Source organism: Sphaerisporangium sp. NPDC049002, assembly GCF_040649355.1.
GTDB lineage: Bacteria > Actinomycetota > Actinomycetes > Streptosporangiales > Streptosporangiaceae > Sphaerisporangium.
Window position 1 is genome coordinate 1 of the sequence record NZ_JBEZFH010000312.1, and the last position, 6,278, is coordinate 6,278.

Annotated in this window: 6 protein-coding genes; 2 read left to right on the forward strand and 4 right to left on the reverse strand. The window is 71.5% G+C overall.

The window, feature by feature from the left end:
- Positions 1 to 198: 198 nt before the first annotated feature.
- From AB0B89_RS34075 to AB0B89_RS34085, 3 genes are all read right to left on the reverse strand, one after another.
- The gene (locus tag AB0B89_RS34075; protein ID WP_358561145.1) at positions 199 to 858 is read right to left on the reverse strand and encodes a response regulator transcription factor; all 660 of its coding nucleotides are present in this window, start codon (positions 856 to 858) and stop codon (positions 199 to 201) included.
- Positions 859 to 994: 136 nt separating this feature from the next.
- Entirely contained in the window at positions 995 to 1,426 is a 432-nt protein-coding gene (locus tag AB0B89_RS34080) for a pyridoxamine 5'-phosphate oxidase family protein (protein ID WP_358561148.1), read from the reverse strand.
- 300 nt (positions 1,427 to 1,726) lie between these two features.
- Positions 1,727 to 3,232 carry an N-acetylmuramoyl-L-alanine amidase gene (locus AB0B89_RS34085; protein WP_358561151.1) on the reverse strand — a complete coding sequence of 502 codons (1,506 nt, stop codon included), beginning with the start codon at positions 3,230 to 3,232 and terminating at the stop codon, positions 1,727 to 1,729.
- A 214-nt stretch (positions 3,233 to 3,446) separates the two neighbouring features.
- On the opposite strand from AB0B89_RS34085, the gene AB0B89_RS34090 reads away from it, so the two are divergent.
- Together AB0B89_RS34090 and AB0B89_RS34095 are read left to right on the forward strand one after the other, a co-directional pair.
- Positions 3,447 to 5,126, forward strand: coding sequence for a family 10 glycosylhydrolase (locus AB0B89_RS34090; protein WP_358561154.1), 1,680 nt, complete (start codon positions 3,447 to 3,449; stop codon positions 5,124 to 5,126).
- 294 nt (positions 5,127 to 5,420) lie between these two features.
- Positions 5,421 to 5,555, forward strand: coding sequence for a hypothetical protein (locus AB0B89_RS34095; protein WP_358561157.1), 135 nt, complete (start codon positions 5,421 to 5,423; stop codon positions 5,553 to 5,555).
- A gap of 143 nt (positions 5,556 to 5,698) precedes the next feature.
- On the opposite strand, the gene AB0B89_RS34100 is transcribed toward AB0B89_RS34095, so the two are convergent.
- On the reverse strand, positions 5,699 to 6,278 hold a 580-nt coding region (locus tag AB0B89_RS34100), incomplete at its 5' end, for a discoidin domain-containing protein (protein WP_358561159.1).

A 6,278-nucleotide genomic window follows, 5' to 3' on the forward strand; every position in this document is an offset into this window, starting at 1 on the left:
ACCCCAAACCCAGGCGGCCCACACTGCCCCCGCCCGCCCCCCAACTTTCCCGCTCCGGGGCGCCCCCCGGCACATGTGTACGGCCCCGGCCCGCGGTGCGTTCCGCTCCCACCCGACCACTCCGCGGCTCCCTCCGGCCGCTGCGCTCCCGTGCGGCCCCTGATACTGAGCGGCCGCGGCGGTGAGGACGGGCGGCGCTCAGCCGCCCTGGCCGCCGCCTTCCGGGTGGCCGGCCCTCAGGCGGGCCGCCAGGGCCGCGACCTGGGTACGGCGCTGCATGTTCAGCTTGGCCAGCAGGTTCGACACGTAGTTCTTGATGGTCTTCTCGGCCAGGTGGAGCCGGTCGCCGATCTGGCGGTTGGTCATCCCCTCGCCGATGAGCTCAAGGATGTGCCGCTCCTGGCCGGTGAGGGCGGCGAGCGGGTCCTGCTGGGCCGCCTGGTCGCGCAGCCGCCGCAGCATGGTCGCGGTGGTCTGCGGATCCAGCAGCGACTGGCCCGCCGCCACCGTCCGTACCGCGCCGACCAGGTCCGATCCGTGGATCTGCTTGAGCACGTACCCGGCCGCGCCCGCCATCACCGCGTTGAACAGCGCCTCCTCGTCGGCGAACGACGTGAGCATCAGGCAGGCCAGTCCGGGCACGCGGGAGCGGACCTCCCGGCAGACGTCCACGCCGCTGCCGTCGGGAAGCCGGACGTCGAGCACCGCGACGTCCGGCCTGAGCGCCGGGATGCGCGCCACGGCGGACTCCGCCGTCCCGGCCTCCCCGACGACCTCGATGTCGTCCTCCGTCTCCAGCAGGGCCGCGACGCCACGCCGCACGACCTCATGGTCATCCACCAGGAACACCCGAATCATGCCTTGGACGCTATTCCCCCCGGGTCCTCCGGCGATAGTGGGCCCGTCCCTGTCATGGCTCAGGTGGGAACGCTCCATCAGGGCGGAGCGCCGGCGAGCCGGTCCGGCGGGGACCGGCGAGCCGGGACGCCACTCGTCAGTGATGGATGCGGCGGCCGGTGAGCTGCACGGGGTCGACGCGGATGTACAGCCGCCGCTCGCCGCCGGCCCAGGGCTCCACGGCGGAGTCGCTCAGCGCGGCCAGCTCCTCCTCCGAGGAGATGCGGTGCGCGGCCCCCTGGATGAGCACGCTCCAGCCCTCGCGGGTCTCGGTGTCGATTCGGTCCACCTCGAACGCGATCTTGAACTCGACGCCCTTGACCCCGGTGCTCAGGTCCTCGTCCATCGGCCCGCCGAACGCGGTGCGGAAGAGCACCGCCTTGCCGTGCATCGTGTAGTTGACCGGGAGCACGGCGGGACCCGCGGGGGTGTTGAAGCCGACCCGGCCGACACCGCCCGGGGAGATGAGCCTCAGGCACTCGTCGGCGTCGAGCTCTTCCAGTACGGGAGGGGCGATGCGGTTGTTCATGAGGATCCTCTTTCTCGGAGCGTCGCACCTGGCCGGCAAGGCGGCCGCGCGCCGCTGACACTCAGGGCGAGATCGCCTTACGCTTCCAAGGGTCCTCCGGCGCGACCCGCGATCACAGAGTCGAAGTCCCCTTGAGCGAAGGACCCTCGTCCCTGTCTACCGGCCCTCCCCCCGGTCCACCCCGACCTGGTCGCCGCAGAGGCTCCGCGCAGGCGCCGCAGGCGAGCCGGGAGGAGAAATCGCGACCGCAGGCGCCACGGCTCGGCCGCGGCGCGCTCCAGCCTTGCCCCTCGTGAGGCCTCAGACCCGGACGATCCGCACGGCGTCGGCGACCACGTAGCCGGTTCCGGAGGTCCACCTGCTCACCGCGACGACGTCGTAGTCCCCCGCGTTGAGCGTGAAGGTGCCGAGGCTCCGCCAGCCGCCGCCACCGGCGCGCTGGTCGACGTACACCGTCTGGTTGCCGCCGGAGGCGGCGACGATGTACGGCGCGGAGCTGTTGTAGCCGGCGTCGGCCGGATACCAGACCTCCACCCGGTAGGCGCCCGAGGCGGGGAGGGCCGCCCGGTACCAGGCCGGATCGCTGGCGGCGACGGGCGTGGCGTAACGGTAGTCGGCGCCGTAACGCTGTGCGGAGTAGGTGGAGGTCCCCCAGTTCGCGCCCGCGGTGAACTTCCCGGCGGTGGCGTTGTCGACGGTGACCGACCACGCGGTGCCGCCGCCTCCGGTGACGTACTGCATGTACTTGGTCCAGTCCCAGTACGCGCCGGGGTCGGTGTGCGTCGCGCCGGGCACCTGGCTGTGCCCGATGATGTGCGAGCGGTCCTTCGGGATGCCGTAATTGTCGCAGATGGCGCGGGTCAGCGCGGCCGAGGAGCGGTACATCGCGTCGGTGAACCACGAGGCGTCGCTGACGTAGCCCTCGTGCTCGATCCCGATGGACCTGGTGTTGTAGTCCCAGTTCCCGGCGTGCCAGGCGATGTCCTTGTCGCGGACCATCTGTGTGACGGCGCCGTCGGACGACCGGACGACGTAGTGCGCCGAGACCTGCGCGCTGGGGTTCTGGAACCACGAGATCGTGCCCGCGTAGGAGCCCTGGGTCACGTGGACGACGACCCGGTCGATCGCGTAGCTCGTCGGGCGGCTGGAGGCGGTGTAGTTGGAGGAGCTCGCCGCCACCCAGCTCGCGGCGGGGTAGTCGGGGCTCGCGGCCTGCGCGTCGAGGTCGAGCGTCTGGGCGTAGGCTCCTCGGTCGGCCGTGACCTCCCTCGGGGCGACCGTCACCCCGGCCGCCCGGACTCCGAGGCCGAGGAGCTCATAGACGGTGTCGGCGTAGAGCCGGGCGACCTCGGGCGTGGAGGCGTTGCCGTACCTGGCCACGACGGCGTACCACCGGCCCGCGTCCTTCCTGGCCCCGGCGTCCAGCCCCGCCTCGTCGGCGTACGACCGCAGGAGCGCCGCGCCGCCGAGGATGTTGGCGGCGGTGTCGGTGCGCAGCGTCGCCACAGGCAGGCGGACCAGCTCGGCCGCCCGTTCGAGGGTGTGCGTGGTGCGGTTGGCCACCAGGTGCATCACGCCGTAGCCGCCGCTCGCACTCGGCTCGCCGCCGTGGGCGTCCAGGTGGGTCTCGGAGTAGGCGAGCGCGACGAGCAGGTCACGGGGCACGTCCTGGGCGGTCGAGGCCTGGGCGAAGGCGGCGGCAAGGGTGCCTTCCGGCGCGGCGAGCGCCGGGCCGCCGGCGAGGACCAGGAAGGCGGCCAGGACACAGGTGACGAATGCGGCTAATCGGGATCGAGGGGCTGCCATGGGGGTGCTCCTTGCGTGGGGGGTGCCGTCACAGTAAGAGCACTTCTGACAAATGTCGACAATTGACATTACTGGGGTGGTATCCGAAAATTCTCGCCCTCGCCCGTGGTGGCACGTTCCAGGAATCGGGACCGGCGCTGGGCCCACATTCGCCGGAGGGAAACCCGCTGAAGACTATTGCACTTCGCTAAGAAGGCACTGAAGATTTCCTTCTGTGACCACGTATCGAGCGAGCCGTGAGCGGTTCACCCCGGCAGCCCCCGATCGCGGCGTCGCCAGGCGGCTCGCCGCCGGCACGGCGATGGCCCTCGCCCTGGTCCTCGCCGGCGCCCTGGCGCCCGTCGCGAAGGCGGACGACGGTCCCGCGGCACCGCGGGCGGATCCCGCGCCCTCCGCGAGTGGCGTCCCCGCCGGCTGCCCGACCGACCCGGCGACGCCGAAGCGGCAGTTCCGCGCCATGTGGATCTCCAGCGTGGCCAACATCGACTGGCCGAGCCGGACGGGCCTGAGCGTGGCGGAGCAGCAGGCCGAGTTCCGCTCCTGGCTCGACCTCGCGGAGCAGCGGAACATGAACGCCGTCGTCGTGCAGGTCAGGCCGACCGCCGACGCGTTCTGGCCGTCACGCCACGAGCCGTGGTCGCAGTGGCTCACGGGCACCCAAGGCGTGAACCCGGGATACGACCCGCTGGCGTTCATGGTCAAGGAGGCGCACGCGCGCGACATCGAGCTGCACGCGTGGTTCAACCCGTACCGCGTCGCCAACAACGCCGACCCCGGCCTGCTGACGCCGGACCACCCCGCCCGGCGCAACCCCGGCTGGCGTTTCGCCTACGGCGGCAAGCTCTACTACAACCCGGGAATCCCCTCGGTCCGCGCCTTCATCGAAGACGCCATCATGGACGCGGTCACCCGTTACGACATCGACGGTGTGCACCTGGACGACTACTTCTATCCGTATCCCGTCAGCGGCCAGACGATACCCGACGACGCGACCTTCGCCGAGTACGGTGGCGGCTTCTCCGATATCGGCGACTGGCGGCGGAACAACGTGAACCTGCTGGTGAGCGAGCTGGACCGGCGCATCCACGCGGCCAGGCCCTGGGTCAGGTTCGGCATCAGCCCCTTCGGCATCTGGCGCAACGCCGCGACCGACCCGCTCGGCTCGGGCACCAACGGGCTGCAGTCCTACGACGCGATCTACGCCGACAGCCGCCTGTGGGTGAAGCGGGGCTGGGTCGACTACCTCACGCCGCAGATCTACTGGCACATCGGATTCGCCGTCGCCGACTACAAGGTGCTCACCGCCTGGTGGGCCGACGTGGTGAGGGACACCGGCGTTCAACTGTTCGTCGGGCAGGCCGCCTACCGCGCCGGAGTGGCGGGCCAGGACCCGGCGTGGCAGCGGCCCGGCGAGCTCAGCGACCACCTGTACTACAACCGGAGCCGTCCCGAGGTGCTCGGCGACGTCTTCTTCAGCGCCAAGGACGTCCGCGCCGACCGGATCGGCGCCATCGGCCAGATGGCGGCCGACCACTACGCGAGGCCCGCGCTGGTACCGGCGTACGGCACCGCGACCGCGCCGCGCGCGCCCTCGATCAGGTCGGCGGCCCGCGTCCCCGGCGGGGTGGCGCTGTCGTGGCGGCGGGGCTCGCACGGCGCGGCCTCGTACGCGGTCTACCGGGTCGACGGCACACCCACGACGGACCCGTGCCGGCTCGCCGACGCGCGTAACCTGCTCGGCACGACGCGCGGGACCTCCTTCACCGACACCACCGCCTCACCCACCGGTGCGTACACCTACTACGTGACGGCCCTGAACCGGGCGCACCACGAGAGCGAGCCGGGCGCGGGCAGGGCGGTCGGCGGCGAGCCGGAGGATCTTCGCAGGTTATAGGCCTGTTACTCATGGGTACGATCATGGCGACAACACTCGCGCGCGTGAGGTGCGACATTTCGCACCGCGGCCGAAGCGCAACTCCTGCCGCCGGCGCGAGCACCTGAGATGACACCTACCGCCGCGCCCGGCATGGCCGCACCTCGAAAACGGCTCGCGGACCAACCCCCCGGTCCTCGGCCAGGGATTCGCCCATCCCCGCGCGGGACGCTCGACGAGGAGCGGCACACCAGGCGGAGCCCGGCCCGGATCATCCGCCTTCTGAACAGGCCCTGAACGACAGAGGGGGACCAGATGGGCGAGAGGCGGAATCGACACGACCGCAGGCACTCCGACCGTGAACGACGGGAATGGCTGCGGCTGGGCCTTGAGATCACGCTGGTCGCGTGGCGGACGGCGCTCGCCGTCTGGACCAGCCTTCACCAGTGAGCGGCGGCCCGGACGCCGAACCGGACGCCGAGCCGGACGCGGAAACCGGCGGCGGTGTCACCTGACGCCGCCGCCGAGCCGCATCTGGCCGGCTCCGGCCACCCGAGGTCGTACGGTCCGTACGGCCGGAGCCGGTGGGGGCGTCATGCCCCGTAGACCTCGAACTCCGAGAGCTGCGCCGCGGGCCAGCCGGTGTTGGCGGTGAAGGAGAGCCGCACATACCGGGCCGAGGTGGGGGCGAACGAGATCGTCACCGCGTTCCCCGACGACGGATCGAACGTGTACCCCGCCGAACCCACGATCGTCGTGAACGACGACCCGTTCGAACTCCCCTGCACCGACAACGTCTGCGTCCGCGCCTGCCACGCCGACGACGGCGGCAGCTTCAGAACCACCCGCCCGACCGCCGCCGCCGCACCCACATCCACCTGCACCCACTGCGGGAACGCGTTGTTGACACTCTCCCAGTAGCTGTTGGCGTCCCCGTCGACCACGTTGGGCGACCCGAGATTCTGCACGTGACCGCTCTCGGACGTCGCCTTGCCCCGCGCCAGGTTGGTGTTCGGTGCCGCGTCCGTGGTCACGCTCACGGCGTTCGAGGCCGCCGAGGTGTTGCCGGCCGCGTCCTGGGCGGTGACGGTGAAGGTGTAGGCCGTGGCCGGGGTCAGGCCGGTCACCGTGTAGGGGGTGCCGGGGGCGGTGGCCACGACCGTGCCCGCGCGG